The 25953-nt window shown below is 43.5% G+C and carries 26 protein-coding genes, 1 tRNA gene and 1 pseudogene; 24 read left to right on the forward strand and 4 right to left on the reverse strand.

Features of this window, described 5'->3' with window-relative positions; all coding sequences use genetic code 11:
* Window positions 1-115 precede the first annotated feature (115 nt).
* From B0H94_RS01080 to B0H94_RS01100, 5 genes are all read left to right on the forward strand, one after another.
* Complete coding sequence (locus B0H94_RS01080) at window positions 116-370, forward strand: YneF family protein (RefSeq protein ID WP_106587379.1); 255 nt, start codon at window positions 116-118, stop codon at window positions 368-370.
* 299 nt (window positions 371-669) lie between these two features.
* On the forward strand, window positions 670-2439 hold the full coding sequence (locus B0H94_RS01085) for an ABC transporter transmembrane domain-containing protein (protein ID WP_106587380.1): 1770 nt from the start codon (window positions 670-672) through the stop codon (window positions 2437-2439).
* Window positions 2423-4216: an ABC transporter ATP-binding protein gene (locus B0H94_RS01090; RefSeq protein WP_245893859.1), complete on the forward strand. Its 1794-nt coding sequence runs from the start codon at window positions 2423-2425 to the stop codon at window positions 4214-4216. Before B0H94_RS01085 ends, B0H94_RS01090 begins: the two co-directional genes overlap by 17 nt.
* A 77-nt stretch (window positions 4217-4293) precedes the next feature.
* Complete coding sequence (locus tag B0H94_RS01095) at window positions 4294-4506, forward strand: heavy-metal-associated domain-containing protein (RefSeq protein WP_106587381.1); 213 nt, start codon at window positions 4294-4296, stop codon at window positions 4504-4506.
* Window positions 4507-4569: 63 nt separating this feature from the next.
* Entirely contained in the window at window positions 4570-5064 is a 495-nt protein-coding gene (locus B0H94_RS01100; protein WP_282432525.1) for a CcdC family protein, read from the forward strand.
* Window positions 5065-5113: 49 nt separating this feature from the next.
* On the opposite strand, the gene B0H94_RS01105 is transcribed toward B0H94_RS01100, so the two are convergent.
* On the reverse strand, window positions 5114-5551 hold the full coding sequence (locus B0H94_RS01105; RefSeq protein ID WP_106587383.1) for a DUF2621 domain-containing protein: 438 nt from the start codon (window positions 5549-5551) through the stop codon (window positions 5114-5116).
* A 78-nt stretch (window positions 5552-5629) separates the two neighbouring features.
* On the opposite strand from B0H94_RS01105, the gene B0H94_RS01110 reads away from it, so the two are divergent.
* The 3 genes from B0H94_RS01110 (at window position 5630) to B0H94_RS01115 (ending at window position 6918) form a co-directional block, all read left to right on the forward strand.
* Window positions 5630-6049 carry a hypothetical protein gene (locus B0H94_RS01110; protein ID WP_106587384.1) on the forward strand — a complete coding sequence of 140 codons (420 nt, stop codon included), beginning with the start codon at window positions 5630-5632 and terminating at the stop codon, window positions 6047-6049.
* A gap of 68 nt (window positions 6050-6117) precedes the next feature.
* The gene (locus tag B0H94_RS15060) at window positions 6118-6276 is read left to right on the forward strand and encodes a hypothetical protein (protein WP_181315189.1); all 159 of its coding nucleotides are present in this window, start codon (window positions 6118-6120) and stop codon (window positions 6274-6276) included.
* Between the two features lie 144 nt (window positions 6277-6420).
* The gene (locus B0H94_RS01115) at window positions 6421-6918 is read left to right on the forward strand and encodes a CotY/CotZ family spore coat protein (RefSeq protein WP_181315190.1); all 498 of its coding nucleotides are present in this window, start codon (window positions 6421-6423) and stop codon (window positions 6916-6918) included.
* A 68-nt stretch (window positions 6919-6986) separates the two neighbouring features.
* Here B0H94_RS01115 and B0H94_RS01120 read toward each other — a convergent pair.
* A tRNA-Sec gene (locus tag B0H94_RS01120) sits at window positions 6987-7083 on the reverse strand.
* Window positions 7084-7272: 189 nt separating this feature from the next.
* Here B0H94_RS01120 and selB point away from each other — a divergent pair.
* A complete protein-coding gene (selB, locus tag B0H94_RS01125) occupies window positions 7273-9189 on the forward strand; it encodes a selenocysteine-specific translation elongation factor (protein WP_106587386.1) in 1917 nt (638 codons plus the stop codon).
* A complete protein-coding gene (locus B0H94_RS01130; protein ID WP_106587387.1) occupies window positions 9170-10195 on the forward strand; it encodes a glycosyltransferase family 4 protein in 1026 nt (341 codons plus the stop codon). Before selB ends, B0H94_RS01130 begins: the two co-directional genes overlap by 20 nt.
* Here B0H94_RS01130 and B0H94_RS01135 read toward each other — a convergent pair.
* On the reverse strand, window positions 10168-11073 hold the full coding sequence (locus B0H94_RS01135) for a LysR family transcriptional regulator (RefSeq protein WP_106587388.1): 906 nt from the start codon (window positions 11071-11073) through the stop codon (window positions 10168-10170). The two genes, B0H94_RS01130 and B0H94_RS01135, sit on opposite strands and share 28 nt — an antisense overlap.
* Before the next feature lie 125 nt (window positions 11074-11198).
* Here B0H94_RS01135 and phnD point away from each other — a divergent pair, with 125 nt between their 5' ends.
* Genes phnD through phnC form a run of 3 tightly spaced genes read left to right on the forward strand, consistent with a single transcriptional unit; the run spans window position 11199 to window position 13651 of the window.
* On the forward strand, window positions 11199-12101 hold the full coding sequence (gene phnD / locus B0H94_RS01140) for a phosphate/phosphite/phosphonate ABC transporter substrate-binding protein (RefSeq protein WP_106587389.1): 903 nt from the start codon (window positions 11199-11201) through the stop codon (window positions 12099-12101).
* A 21-nt stretch (window positions 12102-12122) separates the two neighbouring features.
* A complete protein-coding gene (gene phnE, locus B0H94_RS01145; protein ID WP_106587390.1) occupies window positions 12123-12887 on the forward strand; it encodes a phosphonate ABC transporter, permease protein PhnE in 765 nt (254 codons plus the stop codon).
* A gap of 14 nt (window positions 12888-12901) precedes the next feature.
* Window positions 12902-13651 (forward strand): phosphonate ABC transporter ATP-binding protein, encoded by a 750-nt coding sequence (gene phnC / locus B0H94_RS01150; RefSeq protein WP_106587391.1) that lies wholly within the window; start codon window positions 12902-12904, stop codon window positions 13649-13651.
* A 181-nt stretch (window positions 13652-13832) separates the two neighbouring features.
* On the opposite strand, the gene selD is transcribed toward phnC, so the two are convergent.
* Window positions 13833-14885, reverse strand: coding sequence for a selenide, water dikinase SelD (gene selD, locus B0H94_RS01155; RefSeq protein ID WP_106587392.1), 1053 nt, complete (start codon window positions 14883-14885; stop codon window positions 13833-13835).
* A gap of 167 nt (window positions 14886-15052) precedes the next feature.
* On the opposite strand from selD, the pseudogene B0H94_RS01160 reads away from it, so the two are divergent.
* The 11 genes and pseudogenes from B0H94_RS01160 to B0H94_RS01210 all read left to right on the forward strand — a co-directional run.
* Window positions 15053-15256, forward strand: a pseudogene (locus tag B0H94_RS01160) (Rdx family protein); the annotation flags it as partial.
* A 167-nt stretch (window positions 15257-15423) separates the two neighbouring features.
* Window positions 15424-16809 (forward strand): L-seryl-tRNA(Sec) selenium transferase, encoded by a 1386-nt coding sequence (gene selA / locus B0H94_RS01165; RefSeq protein ID WP_106587394.1) that lies wholly within the window; start codon window positions 15424-15426, stop codon window positions 16807-16809.
* Between the two features lie 172 nt (window positions 16810-16981).
* A complete protein-coding gene (gene acnA, locus B0H94_RS01170; protein ID WP_106587395.1) occupies window positions 16982-19717 on the forward strand; it encodes an aconitate hydratase AcnA in 2736 nt (911 codons plus the stop codon).
* 138 nt (window positions 19718-19855) lie between these two features.
* Window positions 19856-20557, forward strand: coding sequence for a DUF421 domain-containing protein (locus tag B0H94_RS01175; RefSeq protein ID WP_106587396.1), 702 nt, complete (start codon window positions 19856-19858; stop codon window positions 20555-20557).
* Between the two features lie 71 nt (window positions 20558-20628).
* Complete coding sequence (locus B0H94_RS01180) at window positions 20629-20757, forward strand: FbpB family small basic protein (RefSeq protein WP_146139896.1); 129 nt, start codon at window positions 20629-20631, stop codon at window positions 20755-20757.
* Between the two features lie 142 nt (window positions 20758-20899).
* Entirely contained in the window at window positions 20900-21409 is a 510-nt protein-coding gene (locus tag B0H94_RS01185; protein WP_245893860.1) for a VanZ family protein, read from the forward strand.
* A gap of 48 nt (window positions 21410-21457) precedes the next feature.
* Complete coding sequence (locus B0H94_RS01190) at window positions 21458-23734, forward strand: AAA family ATPase (RefSeq protein ID WP_106587398.1); 2277 nt, start codon at window positions 21458-21460, stop codon at window positions 23732-23734.
* Window positions 23735-23736: 2 nt separating this feature from the next.
* Complete coding sequence (locus B0H94_RS01195; RefSeq protein ID WP_106587399.1) at window positions 23737-24168, forward strand: acyl-CoA thioesterase; 432 nt, start codon at window positions 23737-23739, stop codon at window positions 24166-24168.
* A gap of 22 nt (window positions 24169-24190) precedes the next feature.
* Complete coding sequence (locus B0H94_RS01200) at window positions 24191-24547, forward strand: hypothetical protein (protein ID WP_106587400.1); 357 nt, start codon at window positions 24191-24193, stop codon at window positions 24545-24547.
* Between the two features lie 18 nt (window positions 24548-24565).
* Window positions 24566-25399 (forward strand): ammonia-dependent NAD(+) synthetase, encoded by an 834-nt coding sequence (gene nadE / locus B0H94_RS01205; RefSeq protein ID WP_106587401.1) that lies wholly within the window; start codon window positions 24566-24568, stop codon window positions 25397-25399.
* 37 nt (window positions 25400-25436) lie between these two features.
* The gene (locus tag B0H94_RS01210) at window positions 25437-25937 is read left to right on the forward strand and encodes a DUF4352 domain-containing protein (RefSeq protein WP_181315191.1); all 501 of its coding nucleotides are present in this window, start codon (window positions 25437-25439) and stop codon (window positions 25935-25937) included.
* The last annotated feature ends 16 nt before the right edge of the window (window positions 25938-25953 follow it).

Here is a 25953-nt window from a genome sequence, read left to right on the forward strand (position 1 = left end):
ACCATTTGAGATTCTTTTTCAACTCTTTTTTTTCCTGTATTCATGCGTTATAATGTACAAGATTGTGTAACAGCGCTGAGCTAGTTGATCACCGCAAATGAAGGAGGAAGCACCGATGGATTGGCTATGGTATGTACTTGTCGGCTTTTTAGCGTTAATCGCCGGCCTCGCCCTCGGGTTTTTCATCGCTCGTAAGACGATGATGCGTTATTTAGAGAAAAACCCGCCGATTAATGAACAAATGCTTCGCGTTATGATGATGCAGATGGGACAAAACCCATCACAGAAAAAGATCAATCAAATGATGAAAGCGATGCAAAACCAGCAAGATAAACAGAATACAAAAGAAAAACCAAAGAAAAAGAAGTAATTCAAACCTCCGCCTTGCCGGAGGTTTTAGTTTTATTTGTAGAAAAATTACGTGATGATTACCAAGGGGTGATTTGTACTTTCCTTCTTGGCTGACTGCTTTTTTAAAAGTTAGCGTCACTTTTTGTAATCTGTGTTGATCAATTTCATAGCATATTTCTTGATGTCATATCTCGATGTATATGAGCTTTAAAAGCATACATAGGTATAAGATGGTGCAGGTTTTTGATCGATTAAATTTTCAATTTTTGCTAAAATAGATGTGTTCTTCGTGTTTCGAAAGAAAGGAGGGTACCGGTCATGCGCGTGTTTCTTGATTTATGGTGGTATTTTAAGCGTGAAAAAACAAGTTACATCATAGGGATTATCATGTTGATGATTGTGTCGATACTTTCCTTGCTACCTCCATACATTGTTGGTGTCGTTGTTGATTTAATGGTTGAAAATAATTTAACGGTGGAAGGATTGACCTTTTGGCTCATCATCTTGTTTTTTGTCGGATTGGCCGCATATATCTTCAGGTATTTGTGGCGAATCATGATTTTTGGGGCATCGATCCGTTTAGCGAGGCTTTTGCGTAATCAACTTTATGAGCATTTTACAAATATGTCAGCTAAGTTTTATCAACGCCGGAAAACAGGGGATTTAATGGCTCATGCGACAAATGACATCCGAGCTGTTGAACAAACCGCAGGTGCAGGTGTTTTAACACTTGTTGATTCATTAACGTTAGGTGGTTTTGTCATTATTACGATGGCTGTAACCATCAGCTGGGAGTTGACATTACTTAGTTTACTTCCCCTGCCGCTACTTGCATTTTTAACGAATTTTTATGGTTCAATGCTCCATAAACGGTTCCGGGTAGCACAAGCTGCGTTTTCCTCGTTAAATGACCGTGTGCAGGAAAGTATCGCCGGCATCCGGGTGACAAAAACTTTTGGTCAGGAAAAAGCAGATATTGCGGCGTTTCAAGCCGAGTCAGATGACGTCGTGAAAAAGAATTTAAGAGTTTCTAGGATTGATGCATTATTTGATCCCACCATTACGTTTATTATTGGTGTCTCTTATTTCCTTGCTGTTTATTTCGGTGCCGGTTTCGTAATTAATGAAGACATAACGATCGGGCAGTTAACAAGCTTCACAATTTACTTAGGTCTGCTTGTATGGCCAATGCTTGCTTTCGGCTGGTTGTTTAATATTGTTGAGCGCGGTCGAGCCTCATATGGTCGTATCTCAGAGCTGCTTGCAGAACAGGCTGAAATTACAGATGAGCATGCAGATACGACGAAGCCTCCCTCTGGGCGGTTCGATGTTGAGATTCATTCGTTTCGTTACAAGTCTGAAGACGATCCAGTATTAAATGATGTTCGGTTTCAATTAAAAGAAGGTGAAACGTTAGGTGTGATTGGCCGTACCGGCAGTGGAAAGACAACGTTGATGAAATTGCTCATGCGTGAAGAACAGGGCGTAAACGGAAAGATTTCGCTCGATTACCGGTCAATCGAAAGATATACCTTAGATGCTTTACGGACATCGTTTGGGTATGTACCGCAGGATCAATTTTTATTTTCAGCGACCATTGCTGACAATATTGCTTTTGCCAAACCGAATGCGACGATGCAGGAAGTGATCGACGCAGCAAAACTTGCCTGTGTCCATGAAGATATTGTTCAGTTTCAAAATGGTTATGAAACGTTTGTTGGTGAGCGCGGTGTGACCTTATCAGGTGGACAGAAGCAACGAATTGCAATTGCGCGTGCTTTATTAGTTGAGCCTGAAATTTTAATGTTTGATGATTCACTTTCCGCTGTTGATGCAAAAACCGAGGAATCCATTTTAGAAGCATTGAGAATGAAACGAAGTGAACGAACGACAATCATTAGTGCGCATCGGTTGAGTGCAGTTAAACATGCCGATGTGATTCTCGTTTTAGATCAAGGAAAGGTTGTGGAGCAGGGGACACACGAGTCGTTAATGAAAAAAGACGGTTGGTACCGGGAGGTGTACAATCAACAGCAGCTTGAAAGTATTGTGGCAGAAGGAGGTGATACTGGTGGAACATACGGATGAACAGTTGACGACGAAACAACAGACGCGTATTTTAAAACGTCTGCTCAGCTATATGAAATTTCATAAAGTATTACTCTTTTGGGCTATGCTCTTTCTTGCGCTTGGGACCGGGGCAGAACTAATCGGTCCGATTTTAATTCAAACATTTATTGATGACTATTTAACGCCTGCTCAGTTTCCGGTTGAACCGTTGATTGCTTTAGCCGTGACCTATATCATTTTGCACGTGAGTGCGGTATTTTTTAATTACTTTCAACAGTTTTGGTTTGATAAAGCAGCTTTAAGAATGATTCAGCGAATGCGGGTTGAAGTGTTTGGTAACGTCGCTCATATGGGGTTGTCCTTTTTTGACCGGACGGCGACAGGCGGGATTATCTCTCGGCTAACGAACGATACCGAACGGATTAAAGAGTTTTATGTGAATGTTTTAAGCATGCTTGTGCAAAACTTCGTATTTTTCATCGGGATCTTTGCGGCCATGTTTTATTTAAATGTACAGCTTGCTTTGTTTTGTCTTGCGCTGCTTCCGGTTGTATTTATACTTTTGCATACGTACCGGAAATTCAGTGCGAAATATTACGGGCGTATGAGTGGCAAGCTTTCGGAATTGAATGCACGGTTAAACGAATCGATTCAAGGAATGGCGATTATTCAAATTTTTCGGCAGGAGCGGCGGATGCGCCGTGAGTTTGCCGAGTTAAATGATGAACACCACCGCGCCTGGCTTAAAGGGATGAAACTTGACGGACTATTGCTTAGGCCGGCCGTTGATTTTTTATCAATTATTGCGTTAATGCTTGTGATTGGCTATTTCGGCATCATTTCGTTCAACAGTCCGATTGAAGTAGGTGTGTTGTATGCTTTTGTGAATTATTTAGAACGCTTCTTTGAACCTGTTAATCAAATGATGGCGCGGTTGTCTATTTTTCAACAAGCGATTGTGGCTGCCGGCCGGGTATTTAAATTGATTGATCACGATGAGCCAGCGCCACCTAAACGTTACGAAGGCAATCCTCAAATAACGCGCGGTCGAATCGAATTCAAAAATGTCTCATTTTCTTATGACCAAACCACACCTGTATTAAAAAATATCTCGTTTACTATTGACCAAGGTGAGACGCTGGCTTTTGTTGGACATACGGGCAGCGGCAAAAGTTCAGTTATCAATTTATTAATGCGATTTTATGAACCAGATGAAGGTGAGATTTTACTAGATGGAGAGCCGCTTGCAAAATACAGCAAAGAAGAGCTGCGCAAAAAACTCGGTCTGGTACTTCAGGATTCACATATGTTCAGTGGTGATGTATTAGAAAATATTCAGCTTTATAATCAAGAGATTACTGAAGCTCAAGCGGTTCAGGCAGCAGAAACGGTGCGTGCGGATCAGTTTATTCAGAAGCTCCCTGGGGGTTATCGTCATCCTGTCGGTGAACGTGGCGGCACATTTTCGACTGGTGAGCGGCAGTTAATTTCTTTTGCACGTACGATGGCGTTAAATCCAAAAGTTCTTGTGCTTGATGAAGCTACCGCCAATATTGACACAGAAACAGAAGAATTGATTCAAGCGGCGCTTGAGACGATGAAATCCGGCCGGACAACAATTGCAATTGCTCACCGCTTGTCTACAATTAAACAGGCAGACAAAATTGTGGTCCTTCACCAAGGGGAGATTCAAGAAGCGGGTAACCATGAGGAACTACTGCAAAAAGAAGGTCTGTACTACAATATGTATGTACTGCAGCAAGGGCGGAGATTGGAAGCAAAAATTTCAGGTTAAAGCGAGTTTGACACGACAGCGCCGAGCGTATACATTTAAGGAGAGTACAAAGGAGAAAAAAGAAGGGGGTTATACCCGTGGCAGATGAAACAATTAAAGTTGAAGGAATGACTTGTGGAGGGTGTAAAGCTTCTGTAGAACAAGCGCTTACAAGTGTAGCAGGCGTAAGCGGTGTCCAAGTTTCTCTTGAATATGGCCACGTGCAAGTCACATATGATGAACAAACAACAAGTAAGCATACGCTTGAAGAAGAAATTGAGGATGCCGGCTTTGACGTTGTTAAGCCGTAATCGGCATAAGCAGTCCGGCTGAAAGCAGTAGCCGGGCCGCTTATGCCTGAAGGAGGAACCGAAGTGAGTTGGATTTTTGTTATTGGTGCAGCGGTTATGGGTGCGATTGCAATGGTCGTCCGGATGCGCGCCACGAAAAAGCCGGCGACGGTGAAGAAAATTATTCTTCCACCGGTATTTATGTCTACAGGCTTTTTGATGTTTGTATATGAACCAGCCCGTTTGTCGACATTACAAATTTTAGAGGCTTTGACGGTTGGCCTGCTTTTTTCGATTGTATTGATTAAAACATCCAAGTTCGAGTGGCGTCACGGCTTTATATATATGCAGCGCTCAAAGGCTTTTGTTTTTATACTTATCGGACTATTAGTCGCAAGAATTTTATTTAAATTGATTATCGGGGATGCCATTCATTACGCTGAACTTGCCGGGATGTTTTTCATTTTAGCTTACGGCATGATTATCCCATGGCGATTAGCAATGTTGTACAAGTTTAAACGTTTGGAAAAAGAAGGATGGACTCAAGAAGAAACGAGTGCGGCTGTAAGAGCAACATAAATCGACCCCCGGAAGTTGTGATATATTCCGGGGGTTTAATTCGTCTTGTTCAGCGGGCTTGTTCAAACAATGGTTCGTAGGCGGTGTAGGAAATGTTTTTTTCATCGAGCTTTTTGCGCAGAAATTTATGATCCCGCTTTGGTGTTGCCAAGATATAACCGCGAATCAGTAAGTCCTGGTTAATCCGGCTTGCTTTTTCCTGAAGAGCTAGTTCCCCAACTTTACCGGCAATTTTTTGCTTCGCTTGGTCGCGGAAAAGCTCTGGTACAGGCTCTACAAGATCATTCAAAAGGTTTTTTTCTTCACTGCCCCATAAATGTATCGTTTGATCAATATAGTAATCCTGCCAGTCGAGCGTGGAGTAACCATCGTTTTTCGGCAGGCGTTTTAAAAATTTACGAAACATAAAATAACCGCCGATAAACATTAAAACTGTTAATAATACAGACCAGCCGAGAATAAACCACATGAAAGCGTCTGAAGGCATATTGTCCCCTCCATCTTCAAAGTCGTAATTATTGTATCATACCTATATCCACACTCAATAGAAAGGCGGGTTCTCTTAATGGAACTTTATATCATGACTTATGTGATTCATTGGCTGATGGCGTTGTTTTTCTTTTTACTTTTACCGTTTCCTTTTATATTAAAAGGAGTAAATGGTGAGCAGAAATTTTGGCTGTTAAATGTTTACCGGTGGATTTTTCATTTATCCCATGCAGGTGTGATTATCAGCTTGGCCAGCGGTGTTATGCTTGCCGATACATATTTAAGTTCATGGTTCTTCGCAGTGATGATTTTATGGCTTGTGATTAGTGCAATGCTCGGTTTTACGGCAAAATATGCACGGATCATTCGTGAAGGTGGTGCAGTATCTGTAATTGAAGAGCGTCGTTTATTTTGGTTTAGTTTAGCACTTTCAGCTGCCGTGTTTCTTATGTTTGTTGTAAAATTCGCGCCGTGGATTACCGGAGATTTAACTTAAAGTGAATCAGTTAGGGTTTCTTTCTCAAAATCGCAGGGTAAACGTGTTTTAGAGGTGAGGCTATGGTGATGAATCGATTAACAAGTATAGCTGTCCGAGTTCCGGCAGGTGTGCTCTTGTTAGTGCTTACAACGCTGGCAGGGTTTTTGGCGATCGGATACCTTGGACTTGTCGTTGGTTTATTTTTAGGTATCATTTTATTTGGTATATGTGTGGAAGGCGGTTGATGCACTTCAGGTGCAGCAGCCGTCTTTTTTTAGGCAGAGCATCAGCGTCATCTGCTGTTTTTTCAAAAACACATGCGAATCGTCCAAGCTAATCAAAGCTTCCACCATAAGATGCTAGTAATCTTACGAAAGGAAGTGATGATTTTGAGTTGTGCATCTGGTTGTGTATGTGATGTGTTAGCAAGAATTATGGCGGAGCAGGAGGCGGCAGCAATTGACTGTCGAAATGATTGTTTTAATTTAAACCCTGCGACAAACAATAATAATGATACAATGCCGTTTATTCTCTGGACGAAGAAAAATACACTTTTTTATGCCTTCAGTGATATTGCCTCTAATGATTGCTTTGCAACGGTTTACTTTCGGGTAAGTGAGTTTGATAAGCAAAAAAAATGTGTCACATTGGAGCTTTTACAGCCAAATGATGATCGCTCCATTGATGTCGGTTATGACTGCTGTGTTCCGCTTAACCAAGTTTGTCAAAGTGGTGAGCTTGAGCTCGTGCGTACTGGTCAGTGCGTGATTGTTGATTGTGAATGCCTCTGTGCAATCGAATGCATCAATCCAAACGCTGTTGTTTCGAATTTTTCTAACAATAACAAAATTTGTAATAAAAAGCCGAATTACGGCAGCAAAGAGTAATAAAAAAAGCCGCTCATAAAATGAGCGGCTTTTTTTATGTGTAAAACATAGACTTCAATTGTTAAATTTGGCGGGACCGTGTAGGAATCGAACCTACCGAAGACGGCACGCGCCTTCCTCAGGGCTTTGAAGGCCCAGGCGGACACCAGTTCCGCATCCGGCCCCAAATTTGTTATTTTAGACTTAAAAATTATATCGGGTTTCGACTGATTTTGCAAGCCTCTGAATCATAAGTTGATCTCTCTTTTCTAATGTGCGCTTTCACGCCCGCTTGGCGCAGGGCTTCTGCTTTTTTTCTCTAACGAATTATAGTAAGGTGGAGAAAAGTCAGCTAAGTAAAGTAAGGTGATATTGTTGGATGCAAACGAAACAACATATACAGTCGGCGTCGCTGGTCACATTGATCACGGGAAAACGACACTCGTTAAAGCTTTAACAAATGCAGAAACTGACCGTTTGAAAGAAGAGCAAGAAAGAGCAATCTCTATTGAACCAGGTTTTGCCCGGTTAGAAACTGAAGATCAGCGGCAGGTATCATTAATTGATGTGCCTGGTCATGAAAAATTTATCCGCCAGATGATTGCAGGTGTCGCCGGTATTGATATGGTACTTATGGTGATCGCAGCTGATGAAGGTGTTATGCCGCAGACGAAAGAACATATGGATATTTTAACACTGCTAGGTATTGAACATGCGGTTATTGCGTTGACTAAAGCAGATCAAGTCGAAGAAGAGCTGCTTGATCTTGTCAAAGATGATGTCGGCGAGACGGTGACCGGCACCGCTTTTGCAAACGCACCGATTGTTGTATGCGATGGGGTGTCCGGTACCGGAGTCCAGCAAGTTAAGCAGGAAATTTTAACAAACCTTCAAGACGTCCCAAACCGAGACATTGAAGGTGCTTTTCGTCTGCCGGTGGATCAAGTGTTTACTGTGCACGGTCAAGGAACCATTGTACGCGGAACAGTTTATGAAGGGTCAGTGCGCGAAGGTGAATATGTTAAGCTGCTGCCGTCAGGGAAAAAGGCGAAAGTCCGTCAGCTTCAAGTACATCATGAGCTCGTGCAGAATGGACAGGCCGGACAGCGTTTAGCGATGAATATTGGCGGCATTGAAAAAGATGAAGTTACCCGTGGCGATGTCTTTGTCGCCCAGGATCACTATACAACAACAGAGGTTTTAGATGTAAGTTTAACGCCGCTTCAGCCGCTAATACACCCCTTAAAACAACGGACAGCTGTGAAGCTGCACTTAGGTACCGCTGAAGTTTACGGTCAAATTGTATTTTTTGATCGCAACGAACTTCATGAAAAGTCAGGTGAGGTTTTATGTCAAATTCGTTTAGATGCCCCTGTAGTTACAAAGCGTGGTGACCGGTTCATTTTACGGCGACCGACACCGGTGGAAACGGTCGGTGGCGGCGTGGTGATTGAAGCTGAAGCCGGCCGCTACCGGTTTGGTGAAGCGACGATAGAAATGCTTGAAGCGAAAAAAGCAGGCACACCTGCCGATCGGATACAAGAGACACTGCAAAATGCAAAGCAGCTTCATTTTAACGAGCTAATTCGACAAGCAGGCTTATCAGAGATTGAAGGGACGAAAGAAATTGAACGATTACTTGATGATGGAACGCTTATAAAACTGAAAGATAAAAGTTACACATTAGAAAGTGTTTACAACGTGTGGCGTCTGCTTACGATCGAAGAACTTAAAGCTTATCACGAGTACTTTTCAATGCGGCAGGGGAAGCAAAAAGGGGAGCTCGTTGAATCGTTTAGTAAGACGTATCCAAAAAGGTTGATTGAAGCATTTATTGAAAAGGCTGAAGTAGAAGGCCATATCGTGCGTGCAGGACCTTACTTGAGGTTGCCGGACTTTTTGCCTCAGCCACCTGGTGAGCGTAAAAAAGCTTATGAACATTTGTTCGAAAAGCTTCTAGCAGCAGGGCTTTCGGTCCCGGTTTTGTCAGAAGCTGCAGTGGCATCTGGATGGGAAGAAAGAGAAATTGAAGAGCTCAGAGCTTTTTTTATCGAGACGAATACCGGTAGAGCTCTTGATGAAAGGCATATTGTATTAACGTCTGTTTTTCATCAAAAAGCGTGCCAGCTTTATGAAGCGACAGAAGTGGAGTTTGGGTTAAGCGAGGCAAAGGATTTGCTTCAAACGTCAAGAAAGTATGTTGTGCCATTTTTAGAAGCGCTTGATCAAGCTGGATGGACGAAGCGGACGGACGTGGGGAGGATGTGGCAACATGACCCATGCACCACTTAGACGTGTTGCGTTTTTCACCCCGTATTTACAAGCTGGCCGTGGGAATGCAACAACAGCCGCTCGTTTAATTTCAGCGTTAAGTCGTGCTGGTTATGAAGTCGAAACGTTTGCTTTTGAAGAAGAGTCATCTGAACGTGGGTTAGCGTTATTGCAATCGGCAGATATTGTACACGGCCTTCATTTTCGCCGCTTTTTTCAATGGCTTGAACAAACAAAGGCTAAGGTGGAACAGCCGCTTGTATTAACCTCGGGCGGCACTGATGTACATATCGACCTGCAAGATGAAGCAAAAGTTAATGAACTTGCAGCATCGATGAATACCATTGATGCCCTCGTTTTGTTTACAGAAGAAGCAAAACATAAGGCAGCCGAACAGTTTCCATCACTTGCAGACCGATTATACGTTATTCCGCAAGGGGTGGAGCCGCCGCCGGTACTTCCGCCGGCCAAGCTCCCAACTGGTGATGCAAAGTTTTTGCTGCCTGCAGGACTGCGTGCGGTGAAGGATATCTTTTATCTTTTCGAAGCGTTTGAGCGGTTGAACGAACACTTTGATTCGCTCCAAGTCGTTTGTATCGGTGAGGCGATAGAAACAAAAGTAACGCAAAGCGTGCATGAATGTGCAGAAATATACAGTTGGTTTCATTACGTGGAGCCGGTGCCTAAAGGTGAAATGGGCGCCTACTATATGTGGGCCGATGCGGTTTTAAACACCTCAACCTCAGAAGGTCAGCCGATGGCTTTGCTCGAAGCGATGGCACTTGGAAAGCTTTTGTTCGCGCGGCGTAACGCTGGAAACGAAAGTGTTATTAATGATGGTGTGAACGGTTTTTTGTTTCATCATCCTTTAGAATTTGAAAAGAAGTGGCACGATATAGCTGCAGATCCTGTGCTTTTACAGAAGATCTGCAGTCAAGCAGCCAATGATGCAGATCAAAAGCACCGGCCGGAGCAAGAGGCACAAGCGTATATGCGAATTTACGAAAAGTTATGGCGAAAGAGTTGAACGCGGGGGCTTAGTTCCCCGCGTTTTTGCATATGAAAAAGCTCAGCTGCAGCAGGGTGTTTCTCTTTATGTTGGCATGTGGCAATATAAAACGTCCGTCGTTCTGGAAGAAAGCCGCACAGAGAAATATTGCGATCTTGATTATCGTAATAAGCGGTTTCGGATACAAATGTAGCACCGACGCCAGCTTCAACAAATGAAATCGCAGCTTCAGTTGAGGGGACAACTGCGACGGTGTGAAGCTCATTTACACTCCCACCCCATGCGTTAAGGCCCCGGCTTGCTGCCTTCATAGTCCCTGATTTTTCATCCCTTCGAACAAATGGCAAGGTTTTAAGCGTTTCAAAATTAAAAGGCTCTTGTGTAGTAGTGTCAGGTGGGGCAATACAAGCCACCCGCTCATGCCAGATGGGTGAGATATGAAGCACTTCTGATTCCGGTCGCCAGCCGAGCACAGCAACATCCAGCTCTCCCTCTAAAAGTTGATCAACCATTTGCTCGCTGCTGCCCACCTCGATCCGAAGTTGAAGCTGTGGGTGATTGTCCTGCAGTTCACGGCAGACACGCGGGAGTAGATATGTTCCTGGAATCGAGCTTGCTCCGAGACGAAACGGAGTGCGCCACTTGTCTGATGGGTGCAGGTGTTCTGTTAAAGTGTACCAATGCTCTAGGATCGATTTAGCATCGGTAAGCGCTCGTTTGCCTTCTGTTGTTAATTGAAAACTTTGGCGCTGAAACAATTTCGTTCCAAGATCTTTTTCAAGCGCTTGGATCTGCTTTGTAGCTGCAGGCTGGGTAAGACCGAGCATATTTGCAGCTTTTGATAAGCTTTGTTCTTCAGCGGCTGTAACAAAAGTCTGGAGTCGTTTAATATTCAAAGATAAATCCCTCCCGGGCGGATTTCTTTACATTAGGTATAGGCCGTGATACTGTATAAAACTGAAATTATAACTTTATGTTATATAAACCATAACTAATATTCATAATTTAAGGTGGTCTTTTGATGCGTAAAACATTGTTGTTAAGTAGTGCTTTATCTTTTGGCGCCGCTGGTATGCTTACCGGCTGCGGTGAAGGAGAAGGAGACGGCGGCGATGAAATGGAAGTCGCCGTGATCCCTGCCCAATCTTCTGGTGAAATGGAAGAAGGGTTAAACAGGCTTGAAGATGAACTTGAAAATCATTTAGACCGAGCTGTAGATGTCGAACATTATCCAGGCTATAACGCCGTTGTAGAAGCTGTGAATCACGGCCATGTTGACCTTGCTTATTTAGGACCGCTCACATATTTAATTGCCCATGAAGAATCCGGGGCACAAGCTGTTGTCACGCAAAATATTGATGGTGAGCCTTATTACTACTCTTATATTATCACAAATGAAGAGCAGCCTTGGGAATCATTAGATGAACTTCTTGATGATAGCGAAGATGTAGCATTTGCATTTGGTAGTATCAGCTCTACTTCTGGTTCATTAATTCCAGGTACTGAATTGCGCGAGCGTGGTGTATTCGAATCTGAAGACGATCATGCGTTTGAATCTGTTCAATATACAGGCTCACATGATGTAACTGCACAAAGTATAGAGAATATGAACGTTGATGCCGGAGCAATCGACAGTGCCATTTATCATTCGCTTGTCGATGATGGAGCTGTTGATGATGAACAGATTCGTGTGATTTGGGAATCTGAAGAGCTGTATCAATATCCGTGGGTTGTACCTCATGATACAGAGGAAGAAGAGATTGAAAACATTCAAGAAGCTTTCACAGCCATTGAGGATGAAGAAGTTTTATCAATTTTCGGCGGAGCATCTTCATTTACAGAGATTGACGATGATCAGTATGAAGATGTGTTAGAAGCTGCGAGGGAATTTGATATGCTTGATCCTGAAGTTATCGAAGATTAAGAGTAATTACGAGGTGCAGCTATGTGGTATCCGCGACGTTTTATTATTTATGCCGTAATTTTAGTTGTTGCCGTTTGGCTCAGCATGAGAGTCACGAACTTTGAGCTTACAAATTTAATGAATTTATCAAATGCGGTCGAATTTGTGATCAACAACTTCACACCGGAAGCACACCATTGGGCGAACCTTCCAGTGTATTTACAAGACAGTGTTGTCACACTCGGCATGGCATTTTTAGGCACGTTTCTGGCATTGGTTTTCGTTTTACCGCTTAGTTTTTTTGCGGCGAGAAATACAAGCCCTGCTCGTTGGCAGTTTGCATTCAGTCGGTCAGGCTTTACATTTTTACGTGCTGTACCAGAAATTGTATTTGGCATGGTTTTTGTTGTCGCCCTAGGTCTCGGGCCGTTTGCTGCAGTTTTAGCGATTTTACTGCATAATATCGGAGTGCTTGGTAAGTTAATCTCCGAATTAATTGAAGCTGCAGAAGACGGGCCGCAGGAGGCGATGAAAGCAACAGGAGCGACTCGGCGGATTGCACAGCTGTTTGCAATTATTCCGCAAATTTGGCCGAATGTGTTGTCTCATTATTTTTACCGTTTTGAAGTCGCGATCCGTACTTCTTTAGTCCTCGGAATTATTGGCGGTGGCGGTATCGGACAGCGCTTATACAATGACTTTAATTCTTACAACTATGAAGGTGTTGCTGTTGCGATCGTCGTCATAATGGTGCTTGTACTAGCAGTTGACTTTTTAGGTTCGTTTGTGCGCAAACGTGTGATTTAAAGGTAGGGATAAACATGATTGAAATGAACAAAGCAACTGTTCAGTATCCAGGAACAGAACAGCCTGCTGTAAACGAATTAAGCTTAACATTTCAGCGGGGAGAGTTTGTGTGTATCCTCGGCCGCAGCGGAGCAGGAAAGTCAACGTTGATTCGAACGTTTAACGCTCTTCAGCCGCTAACAAGTGGTACGATTTATGTGGATAAACAGAGCCTTCATGATATGAGTGAGGAAGAACAGCGGCAGGAGCGTGCTCGAATGGGAATGATTTTTCAACACTTTCACCTTATTCCGCGCTTATCAGTGCTGCAAAACGTATTAACAGGAGCTTTCGGCCGGAAAAAGCCGATTCATAATTTACTAGGGCGGTTTACGAAAGCGGAAAAGGACTTGGCTTTACAAACCCTTGAAGCGACCGGGCTCCTTCCGTTTAAAAACCGACGTGTTGAAGCCCTCTCTGGTGGTCAAAAGCAGCGGGTGGCAATCTCAAGAGCATTGATGCAGCAACCGGATATTTTTTTAGGTGACGAGCCTGTAGCAAGTCTCGACCCAAGTACCGCAAATGAGGTATTTCAACTTTTAAAACAGCTGCATGAAGAAAACGACACTTTAACGTTTATTAACGTACACGATGTCCATCTTGCCAAAACATTCGGCACAAGGATTATTGGGATGAAAGAAGGTCATGTTGTATTTGACGGGCCGCCGGAAGAATTGACAGATGACGTGTATCAATTAATATATGCAACAGAACAACAAGTGTAATTGTGATTCATCAATCAATGAAAACAACGGTGTAGAAAAATTGTGGCTGACTTTACTTTGCGGTGAGCATTTGTCCATAAGTGAAGAAATGCGACTTTGATTCGACTTGCTTGTAGCGGTTTGACTTGAAAAATGATTGATAAGAAAAGGCGGCCCTCAATGCAGGACCGCCTTCTTTTTGTTATTGGTTTACAACGATGGATGTTTCTTGGAGTTCGGTTACTTCTCCGATAACGACGGCGGTTTCTCCTGCGTTTTTCATGTCTTGAATATAAGCTTCCGTTTCTTCTTGTGGAAGGCTAACGAGTAAGCCGCCTGAAGTGATTGCATCTGTAAGCATTGTTTGCGTTAACTCGCTCACATCACTTGACCAAGTAATAACGTCGTTAAGCCAGGAAAGGTTTGCTTTAGAACCACCGGGTACCATACCTTCTTCAGCAAGGCGGCGAGCCCCTGGGAGTTCAGGCACCGCACTCGCTGTAAAGCTAAGGGTGACGTTACTTGCTTCTGCCATTTCAAAGCCGTGTCCGAGCAGACCAAAGCCGGTCACATCTGTTACAGCGGACGGATGATAATCGTGAAGCTTTTCAGCGGCTGTTTTATTTAACGCTGCCATCGTTTCGGTTACAGCTTCAATTTCCTCTGAAGAAGCTTGATCACGCTTGATCGCAGTCGTTAAAATGCCGGCCCCGATTGGTTTAGTTATGACGAGCTTATCTCCAGGTTGGGCACCGCCATTTTTAAAGATTCTGTCCGGGTGAACCACCCCTGTCGCTGACAAACCGAGTTTAGGCTCAGCGTCATCGATTGAATGGCCGCCGGCGACAGCTGCACCAGCTTCTTCCGTTTTCGCAGCCATACCGGCAAGCATCTGCCCAAGCAGTTCTTCAGGCAGCTCTTTAATGGGATACCCAACAATGTTTAAAGCGGTTTTAGGTGTGCCGCCCATGGCGTAAATATCGCTCAAGGCGTTGGCAGCGGCAATTTCCCCGAATTTATACGGGTCATCAACAATAGGTGTGAAATAATCGACGCTCTGCACAATCGCTAAATCGTCAGTTAGTTTATAAACGCCGCCATCATCGGCATGGCTTGTGCCTACGAGTAAATTAGGATCGTGGGATTTTTCTGGTAAAAAGCGCAAAACTTGCGCCAAGTCCTCAGGACCAATTTTGCATCCTCAGCCGGCTTTTGAAGACAGCTGTGTTAAACGAATTTCTTCACGCTCTTTCAATCATGCCACCTCCTGTTACTTGATACTTCTTAAGTATAATCTCCTGATTTGCGAACCTGCAAATAAAACCTTAAAATAAAGGTGTTCACCTAATAATAATTAAAGGAGTGAGCGTCATGAGTATTAATGTAACCATCCAGTTTTGCATGCAGTGAAATTATGCACCAAAAGCCGTGAGTTTCACGGATCAACTATTTCAGCAATTTCGCGGACAAGTTACAAATGTTGACCTGCAGTCAAGTTCCGGTGGAGCGTTTGAAGTCAAAGTTAATGATGAACTTGTATACTCTAAACTGCAAGAAGGTTCATTTCCTGATGAAGAAACGCTCATTCAGACAATTAGTGAACAGTGCAGTTTAACAAAAATGTAACATAAATGTTACTAACAACAGCGTATCCGTTCATGAACGCTTGATAAACGCCAGGTTTCTTTTCTGTTGTGTCATTTCTAGCGGTTTAAGCACCTGTGGCTATTTGCGAGCAGGTGCTTGATCAATTTGATCAACATGAAGACATGAATCAGAAGGGGATATCTGACATGCATAACGAATGGTTCCGGGCACTTCCATCCATTGATGAGGTGCAAAAACATGAAAACTACGAAGTCCTTAAAAGTGAAGGGCTGGATGAGGTTCGGTTGACAAACTGGCTTCGTGAAGAAGTTGAGCGTATGCGTAACCATATACGTACAGGCAAGTTCAGTGTTCAACCTGAAAAACAAGCATTGATTGATGACATACTCCACCGTTTAACAGCGCGTGTATTAACCTGGCAGAAGCCACGCTTAGAACAGGTAATCAATGCTACGGGCACGGTGCTTCATACCAACCTCGGCCGAGCAAGGTTGAGTGATGAAGCTGCAGAAGCTGCAAAAGAAGCCGGGCGGCGGTACTCAACAATTGAATACAATAAAGAGACAGGCGAGCGCGGTTCACGACAAAAAGTTGTTGAAGACCGGTTAACCACCTTAACTGGTGCAGAAAGTGCGATGGTCGTAAACAACAACGCTGCAGCAGTTTATTTTGTTTTACAAGCTTTTGCGTCCGGACGCAAAGTCATTGTTTCACGTGGTGAACTTGTTGAAATCGGCGGATCATTTCGGGTTTCCTCGATCATGGAAGAGAGCGGGGCACAACTCGTTGAAGTCGGCACGACAAATAAAACGCACCTTTACGATTATGAGCGAGCGTTAAATGAAGAAACAGCTATGGTGATGAAAGTCCACACAAGCAATTTTTATATGCAGGGGTTCACACAAAGTGTATCTAGTGAAACGATTCAAGAAATGAACGGACGCGAGGACATTTTACTGTTTGAAGATTTAGGAAGCGGCGTTATGTACGACTTCTCTAAAGAACATATCGGTCAAGAGCCAACAGTACAGCAAGCGGTTAAAAGTGGTGCTGATTTAATCACTTTTTCCGGCGACAAGCTGCTTGGCGGCCCGCAGGCCGGTATCATTGCAGGTAAAAAATCACTTATTGATCAGCTAAAAAAACACCAGCTCGCCCGCGTTCTCCGGGTGGACAAAATGACCTTCGCTGCTCTTGATGAGACATTGAAAGCTTACATAAGCGAGGAGACCGCTAAGGCACTACCGGCTGTCAGGGATGTTATTGAACCTGCTGATGTCGTTTATGAGCGAGCGCTGTTATTAGCGGACAAACTACAGGCAAAGCATTATAAAACGGAGGTATATCCGGTGAAATCACAAGTTGGAGGCGGCACGATGCCGGAAGTTGAGCTTAATAGTTTTGGCGTATGTGTAGCTAAAGAATCAGTAACAGCAGCTGAACTTGAACGTACGATTCGTCTTCAATCCGATCCAGCTGTCATTGCTCGAATACAGGACGGCTGGGTTTGTCTCGATTTACGGACGATTGCTCTTGACGAAATTGAAGACGCAGCTGCTGCTTTCCCGTAGGCAAGGGTTGTACGGAAAAATTTGCAGAACCATTTATATTTTTTGAAAGATTTGCTATTCTATAAGAGACGTAGCTCGGTTCAGTTGTTGGTGTAACAGTTTCGTTTGAAAGCGATATCGTCGACAAAATTTCCGGGTTGTTATATGATAGTACTAAAGGGAGGGAATACATATGACAGAAGTGAATGATGTTTTTCAGTCTGAAAAGACACTGAATGTTAATGGTCAAACGATTAAGTATTACGACTTGCAGGCTTTAGAGGAGCAAGGGATCGCTAACGTATCACGTCTGCCTTATTCCATTAAGGTGCTGCTTGAATCTGTACTGCGTCAGTACGATGGTAAAGTGATTAAAAAAGAACACGTCGAAAGCCTTGCCAAGTGGGGAACTGCTGAAGGGGCGAAAGAAGACGTGCCATTTAAGCCATCACGTGTTATTCTGCAAGACTTTACAGGCGTTCCAGCAGTGGTTGACTTGGCGTCTTTACGTAAAGCAATGGCTGATATGGGCGGAGATGCTGCGAAAATTGACCCGGCCATCCCATCTGATCTAGTTGTAGACCACTCGGTACAAGTTGACCGTTTCGGTACAGAAGACTCGCTAAAGCGTAATATGGATCTTGAGTTTGAACGTAATGAAGAGCGTTACAAACTGCTAAGCTGGGCGACACAAGCCTTTGATAACTACCGCGCGGTGCCGCCTGCAACAGGGATCGTCCACCAAGTAAACCTTGAGTATTTGGCAAATGTTGTCCATACAAAAGAAGAAAACGGTGAGACGTTTGCTTATCCGGATACGCTTGTAGGTACAGATTCTCATACAACAATGATTAACGGTCTCGGTGTTCTTGGCTGGGGTGTTGGTGGTATTGAAGCAGAAGCAGGCATGTTGAAGCAGCCTTCTTACTTCCCTGCGCCTGAAGTTATTGGCATGAAATTTACAGGGGAAATGCCAAGCGGTGCAACAGCAACCGACCTTGCGCTTAAAGTTACACAAGTACTGCGCGAGCATAACGTTGTTGGTAAATTTGTAGAATTCTTCGGGCCTGGTCTTAAGGATATGTCCTTGGCCGACCGTGCGACGATTTCAAACATGGCGCCCGAGTATGGTGCGACATGTGGTTTCTTCCCGGTTGATGAAGAGTCTCTTAGCTACATGCGCCTAACCGGCCGTAGTGAAGAGCAAATTGAACTTGTAAGAGAATATTGCAAAGCGAACGGTCTCTTTTACGGAGAGGACAGTGAGGACCCTGAATTCACTGAGGTTGTAGAACTGAACTTGTCCGAGCTTGAACCAAGCTTATCAGGTCCAAAACGTCCACAAGACTTGATCACTTTAAAAAATATGCAGGAAGAGTTTAAAAAAGCCCTCTCTGCCCCTGTTGGTAATCAAGGGTTTGGCATGGCGCCTGAAGACATCGATAAATCAGTGGTTGTTGAGCACCCAGACGGTGAAACCTCCAAACTTTCCACTGGTGCGGTCACCATTGCGGCGATCACAAGCTGTACAAACACGTCCAACCCTTCCGTAATGCTAGGTGCAGGACTTATGGCGAAAAAAGCGGTTGAGCTTGGACTAGACGTTCCGGCTTATGTAAAGACTTCTTTAGCACCAGGTTCAAAAGTTGTAACAAGCTATCTGGAAGACTCCGGTTTAATGCCTTATTTGGAGCAGCTAGGCTTTAACCTTGTTGGGTATGGCTGCACAACTTGTATCGGTAACAGTGGTCCGCTCCCAGAAGAAGTAGAAAAAGCAATCTCAGACAACGATATGCTTGTTTCTTCTGTATTAAGCGGAAACCGGAACTTTGAAGGACGGATTCACCCGCTTGTGAAAGCAAACTACCTTGCTTCACCACCACTTGTAGTCGCTTATGCGCTGGCAGGTAATGTGAACTTTGATATGGTAAACGATTCATTCGGTAAAGATAAAGATGGTAAAGATGTTTACTTCAATGATCTTTGGCCGACATCCACAGAAGTTCAGCAGTTCATGGAAGAGAACGTTTCACCAGAGCTGTTTAAGAAAGAATATGAGCGTGTGTTTGATGATAACGAACGCTGGAATGCGCTTCAGTCTGAAGACAACGCCGAGCTTTACAGCTGGGATGATGAATCAACTTACATTCAAAATCCACCGTTTTTCGAAAATATGGCCGAAGAGCCGAAGGATATCGAAAAGCTTTCAGAGCTGCGCGCTGTAGCTAAGTTTGGTGACTCTGTAACGACAGACCATATTTCACCGGCTGGTTCAATCGCAAAAGACAGCCCTGCAGGCGAGTACTTGATGAGCAAAGGTTTACGGCCGTCCCAGTTTAACTCTTACGGTTCACGCCGCGGAAACCATGAAGTTATGATGCGTGGAACGTTTGCGAATATCCGTATTAAAAACTTGCTTGCTCCAGGTACTGAAGGTGGATATACGACGTACTGGCCTACCGGAGAAGTGACTTCAATTTATGATGCTGCAATGCGTTATAAAGAAGATAACACTGGGCTTCTCGTTATGGCTGGTCATGATTACGGTATGGGAAGCTCCCGTGACTGGGCCGCAAAAGGTACAACTTTGCTAGGCATTAAAACAGTTATTGCACAGAGCTTTGAGCGTATTCACCGCAGTAACCTTGCGCTTATGGGCGTTCTTCCGCTTCAGTTCCAAGAAGGCGAAAGCGCTGATACCCATGGCTTAACTGGTAAAGAAACGTTCCATGTGGACATCGATAACAACGTTAAGCCACATGATCTTGTAACAGTTACAGCTACAGATGAAGATGGCAACAAAACAACTTTTGACGTTAAAGTTCGCTTTGACAGTGATGTTGAGATTGATTACTATCGTCATGGTGGTATTTTGCCGATGGTGCTTCGTAACAAATTGGCAGAAGACCGCGCTGAAAAGAACGCATAAAACGTATAAAAAAGCCCCGGGCTCATCCGGGGCTTTTTTATAGCATAAATTAAAATTTCACGTACCGTATTAGTGTATAAATCAAAAATAACAGCAAAAAGTAAAACAACAATCCAGCAACAGTAAAGGAGGGGTGATGTGGATTTTTGGACGGGTGCTGAAGATTTAGCTATTTGGGGGTTTGTCGTTCGGGCTGCGATTATTTACGTTTATATTTTCTTGATGGTTAAAGTGCTTGGTCAGCGGTCGATCGGCACCTTAGATCCACTTGATTTTATTTTTGGGGTTATTATTGGTGATGTGGTAGGTGAACCGTTGTCAAGCGGTGATTTACCACTAGCAGGCCCTATGGCTGCAGCTTTATTAATTGCTGCATTACACTGGGGATTAACTGTTTCTTCGCTTCACTTACCTAAGTTCCGCCGTGTGGTTGAAGAAGAGCCTTTAATTGTTTTAAAGCACGGTAAAATTATTCATACAGAATTAAAGAAAGCAAAAATGACGACAGATCAACTTTTAAGCGACCTCCGGCTGCAAAGCGCCTCTGATTTAAATGAAGTTGATTATGCGGTTTTGGAACCAAATGGACAATTAAGTGTTATTAAAAAGACGAAGTTTGAACCACTGACACCAATGGATACTCACCTCAATCCAGCAGCTAAAGGATATCCAAGTGTTATGATTGCTGATGGTCACATTATTCAAAAAAATATTGAGTCTTGGGGAAGTATCGATCAATTCTTTCAAAAATTAAGTGAAAAAGGGTATGAATCAGCTTCACGCATCTTTCTCTGTACAGTGAATGAAGCTGGTGAGTGGTATATTAGTGAAAAAGAGTGAACGCACAGAACGGCATAGCGGCGTTTAAAATTTAAACATCGGGCTAAACTGGAATGAGGAGGTGGCTCATAATGAAACAAAAACGAAAAGAGCAGCTGGATGTGCTGATTCAAGCAAACAAGCAGGAGATTGTAAAAAATGCTGATTTGCTTGAGCAGATTGATGAGCGCTTAGAGGCGAAGTGGATGCGTCAGCGTTGATGAGAGGACAGTTGTTAAGCCGGCAGACGATCAACGTCTTCTGTCGGTTTTTTCTATGGTAGTAAGAAAGGTTACCTCAAGACTTGCGAAAATATGAAAACCTAAACATAATAGAATAAGAATCGTTACGTTTGAGGATGTGTTGGTTATTCGTTATCACATAAAACCACAAGCAGCTTCAAAACAAACTTGGTTAATTACAGCTGCTTTTTTTCTTTATACAGCGTTGATGCTGTATGTTACACTTTTTGCTTGGAATTACGGGGCATCGCTGAATGCTGGCGGGCCGGGTGGAAGAAATTATAATTTAACGCCGCTGCACAGCATTTACCGCATTCTTATGTTTAGTCCGGACTGGAGTTCTCCAATCCGCATTTTAGTTGGTAACGTTGTTTTGTTTATGCCGTTTGGCTTTTTACTTGCATTTTTATGGCGGCGTGCAAAACCATGGTTGTCGGTGATGATGTGCGGAGCTTTTTTCTCGCTCTTTATTGAAATCACTCAATTTTTATTTACGTACCGCGTCGCAAATGTTGATGATGTGATCTTAAATACAACAGGAACAGCCATCGGTGCTGCTTGTGCAATTACCTTTAAAAAGAAACAAGGAACAAAGCAGACTGCTTTAACAACCAAACGTCATGCAGGATGAAAAAGGGTACTTTAAATCATCGTTAAAGAAAGCTTAAGGAGGATCTTTGTGACAAACAACGATACAGCGCAACAGCGGACGCTTGATTTAGAAGCATGGGAGAAAGATATTGCTTCATTTGATCCAGAACGTGCGCGTGAGTACGTTCAAATGCTTGATGATTCAAATCAAGAAGATCAAAAGCAGCTGTTAATGCTTTATTACTTATTAGCTCAAAAGCGTCTGCATCACTTAGGGCGCCTTGACCCATTAGCAAAAACGTGGATTGATCAGGGTCTTCAGTTAAATGAAAATCATTCAGGGCTTCGTGCATTAAAGCAGTATTGGTTAAAAGAGGAATTAACTCAAACATTTAAAGCTTTTACCCTTCCGGTACTTCGGGCAACAGATCAAGCGGCGGCGCGTCGTAAAAAAGTAGAAGAAATGAAACAAACCGCAGAACAGATTCGTACATTGATTCATGAGCAGTTTTCTGAAGATGAGCATATCAGTGAAGTGTCTCTACAAAAAGTAAAAGAGCACTTTCAAGCCTTGCAGGATACGGCTGAAAGTTACTTGTCACAAGCCGTTGGTTCTTTTTATCCACAGGAAACTTTAAATGAGCTGCAAAAGCTTGCCGCCGAAGGTAAAGAGATGCTTGAAGACTTACAAGATGCAGGTGAGACCAGTGATCAAGAAGGCCCTTTAAAGCGCCTGCACCGGTTGGTTGGTCTGCAGGATGTTAAAAAAAGGGTGGAAAAGCTGTATCATTATTTAAATTATCAGCGGATGCGGAAGGAAAAAGGCTTTTTACTTGAAGATGGCATTCAGCTCGATATGGTGTTAACCGGACGTCCTGGTACTGGAAAAACGATTGTCGCTCGCCTGCTTGGTGAAATTTATTTCGAACTTGGCCTTCTACCTAAGCAGCATGTTGTCGAAGCCGATCGTTCTCAATTAATCGGTGCCTATATTGGTCAGACAGAAGAGAAGACGATGGCTAAAATTCAAGAAGCTCAAGGCGGCATTTTGTTTATTGATGAAGCGTACAGCTTAAAGCGTGAAGGTGCATCTGAATCAGACTACGGACAGGCCGTAATTGATACGCTTGTTTCAGCGATGACAAGTGATGAATACCGAGGTACTTTTGCGGTTTTTCTTGCAGGTTATCCTGAAGAAATGCAGCAACTTTTAAACGCCAATCCAGGTTTACGCAGCCGCTTTCCAGAAAGTAATCATTTTCACTTTCCCGACTACACGTTAAGTGAGTTGTTATCGATTGCAGAGAAAATTGCTGCAGAAAATGACTTTTACTTAACTGATCAAGCAATGAAGGTTGTCAAAGAACGGATTGAAAAAGCCCAAGTAGATGAAACTTTCGGTAATGCCCGCACAGTGCACAACATTATTCAAGAAGCGATCTTTCAAAAGGGAGCGCGTCTTGGCGGTCATGCGCAAGAGGACCTTGATGCGTATGCTGTGTTAAGTGAAGCTGATGTTTATGAAGAAATATCTGAAGCTGAACGAGCGGATGAACCTTTTGAAGAGCTTAATGCACTCATCGGCTTAAGCTCAGTAAAAGAAGAAATGAAAAAGCTTTATGCCTTTATTCAAATCCAAAATGAAAGGCGGCAAAAGCAGCTTCCGCCGGCGCCAATGGCGCTTCATTCTTTATTTGTAGGTGACCCGGGAACAGGTAAAACCACGGTTGCACGTCTTTTTGCAAGGTTGTTAAAAGATCTTGGTTTGTTAAAACGAGGGCATCTTGTTGTGTGTGGACGTGCCGACCTTGTTGCAGGATATACAGGTCAAACAGCCATTAAAACAAAGAAAAAGGTTCGCGAAGCGCTCGGTGGTGTTTTATTTATTGATGAAGCTTATGCTTTGGCTGCGAAAGGCGCAGGTGACTTCGGTCGTGAAGCAATTGATACACTTGTTGAAGAAATGACAAAGTATGAAGATCGATTAATTGTTGTTTTTGCAGGTTATACTGCACCGATGCAGGAGCTCTTAAAAATGAACCCGGGACTTGCTTCGCGATTTAAAAAGACGTTTCATTTTCAGCCATACAGTGCTGAGGAACTGGCTCAAATTGTACAATATAAAGCGGAATCCGCTGGTTATTATTTAAGTAATCAGGCGTTTACACTGTTAAAGCAGTTATTCGATGCCTCACCGCCGGAAGGCAATGCCCGATCTGCACAGGATATGAGTGAAGAAATGTTTCAACAGCAGGCACTGCGTTTAATTAACCAAAACGTTGACAGTGAGCAGTTGCAGCGTTTAATTGAAGAAGATGTTCAAGCTGCGTTTTCAGCATTCACAAAGCGCAGTATAGGAGGCTAAAAATGTCAAAAGCAGAAACACGTATAGAAATACGTTATGCAGAAACAGATCAAATGGGGGTTGTACATCACTCAAACTATCTCGTTTGGTGTGAACTAGGTCGTTCAGATTTGTTTCGCCAGCTTGGTTTTTCTTACAAAGAAATGGAAGACAAAGGTTTGCTAGCCCCTGTTACTGAGGTGAATTTAAATTATAAGCAGCCGGCTCATTACGGTGAGGACATTTATGTATACACATGGATTCAAGGGTATAATGGTTTACGGGTGTCTTACGCATATACTATACAAAAACCGTGCGGAACAGTTTGTGTTGACGGCACAACAACCCATGTCTGTGTAGATAAAGACACTTTTCGCCCGAAACCTCTGCGCCGGGTTATGCCTGAATTACACGAAGTATATGAAAAAGTTAAACTTGCTGCAGAGGTGGAGTAGTTGTTTTCACAGGAGGAAAAGGATGGCATTCGGAATTTCAAAAGAAGAGCTTAGCGCTTGGAAAAGAAAAGCAGAGCGCGGTGAAATTGCAATTATCACGCATTTCTGGCGCGATGACCGGTTTCCGAATATGCGTACCGTCACAAAAGCCGCCTGCAGTGATCGGCAAGCACTCGTAGCCTGGGGGCAGGCATATGGATTAAAATCTCAATGGATACATGACCGGGCACCGTACCCACATTTTGATCTTTTCGGTGATTGGCAGTGTGATATTTTAAAAGCTGAAGGGCTTGAAGCACATATGTACCGGTTTAATATTTGCACCTCGCATGTTTATAACATGGAGATAAAAGGTAAAGGTGATCATGCTGATAAGTGATGATAAGGAGGATGAGGCATGGGAAAAACACAAAATGAGATTATTCGTGAGCTTGATGCTAAATCGTCAATTTATGTAGAAGAAGAAATAAGAAAACGTGTTGACTTTTTAAAAACATATGCAAAAACGGCAAATGTTCAAGGTTTTGTGCTTGGTATTTCCGGGGGACAGGATTCAGCTCTTGCCGGCGTACTTGCACAACAGGCAGTCAATGAATTAAACGAAGCCGGTGGAACTTATGCCTTTACAGCCGCCCGCCTTCCTTACGGAGAGCAGGTAGACGAAGATGATGCTGCAGCTGTGATGAAGTGGTTGGCGCCGGATCGTTCATTTGACATAGATATCGCACCGGCTGTTGATGCTGCCGAAAAAGCGTTTGAAGCTGGAATTGGGCAGAAGATGAGTGACTTTAATAAAGGTAATACAAAAGCGCGCGAGCGTATGAAGATCCAATATGATTTAGCTGCTGAGTTTTCCAGCCTTGTGGTTGGTACGGATCATGCTGCTGAAGCTGTCACAGGTTTTTTCACCAAATTTGGAGATGGTGCCTGCGATGTAGCACCGTTATTTGGATTAAACAAACGCCAAGGCAAAGAATTACTGGCAGCCTTAGATGCACCAGAGTTTCTAAGGCATAAAGAGCCAACTGCTGATTTAGAATCAGATAAACCTGCACTGCCGGATGAGGAAGCGCTCGGTATGACATATGACCAAATTGATGATTTTCTCGAAGGAAAAACAGTACCTTCTGAAATTCACGATAAAATTATTCGTTTTTATGAACGAACGGAACATAAGCGACAGCCGCCGGTCACGGTTTATGACAGCTGGTGGAAGCAGTTGAACAATTAGTCAATGAATGAAGGTTTGGTGCATTAGGGGGGGTAAGATGCAGAAAAAACTCGGAGTTCTCGTTGGACTTGTATTTCTACTCGGCTTTTTAAGCGGAACTTTCATGCAGTCTAATCATGCTTCAGGTTCATTTGGAGAAGACGTTGCTGCCGTCTCACAAACATCAGATCATCTTTTATCTCTTGGAGAAACAGCCAGCATCGGAGGTTTGAACGTTACAGTCAATGATGCTTATCAAGAAACCGGTGATGAGGATGAGTCCTATTTGGTTGTTGATGTTACATTTTTCAACCCACATGAAGATATTCAACAAATCTCATTATTTAATGCACTGCTCGTAGATGAAGACGGATATGCCTACGAGTATGATGAAACATATGGGGATCGACGATTAATTGGTGGTCAAGTACGCCCTGAAGGCCAACGCCGGGGCACCATCGCTTTTGAGGTCGATCCAGCGGACTATTACGAATTTAATTACACTGATCACACCGCAGGCGGTCAAGCTGCATGGATTGTTTCAGAGGCGGACAGGTAGGACCTGTTCGCTTCTT

Origin of the sequence: Salsuginibacillus halophilus (assembly GCF_003014715.1) — a bacterium.
Taxonomy (GTDB): Bacteria; Bacillota; Bacilli; order Bacillales; family Marinococcaceae; genus Salsuginibacillus; species Salsuginibacillus halophilus.